This is a genomic window from Gluconobacter sp. P1D12_c, assembly GCF_018812105.1.
Taxonomy (GTDB): Bacteria; Pseudomonadota; Alphaproteobacteria; order Acetobacterales; family Acetobacteraceae; genus Gluconobacter; species Gluconobacter oxydans_A.
The window spans coordinates 1-384 of record NZ_JACSIQ010000743.1 but is presented as its reverse complement, the minus strand read 5'-3'; the positions used below and the strand labels follow the sequence as shown (position 1 = coordinate 384).

Annotated in this window: 1 pseudogene; it reads right to left on the bottom strand. The window is 60.2% G+C overall.

Annotation, left to right across the window (positions count from 1 at the left end):
* Window positions 1-384, bottom strand: a pseudogene (locus KP705_RS19000) (IS5/IS1182 family transposase); the annotation flags it as partial.

The following is a 384-nucleotide window of genomic DNA, read 5'->3' as shown; positions in this document are numbered from 1 at the left end:
CCCTCTCTCAATCGCGCGCCATCACTGGCGGCGGCATCTGTTGTCTTCCATTTGCGGATGAACCGATACTTCCGGTCGATGGAGACGTGGGGTTTGTAGCCAAAGAATGGGATAGCGAGATCACTCGACGGCATGGTTCCATCGTCCTGCCGCTTCGCTTTCGTGAACTTCAGCGTCCAGCGCGCATGGCGATCCTTGTGCGACAGCTTTGACGGCTTGTCCTGCCAGTCTTCGGGAATACGGCCTGCCCGGAGATCGGCTTTCTCGGCGTTCGTGTTGCGCTGCTTTGGAGCCGCCACCAGCGTTGCATCCAGGATCTGGCCCGACATCGGCAGATAGCCGGCGTGCCGCAGGGTCGCGTCAAAACGGTTGAACAGACCCTCG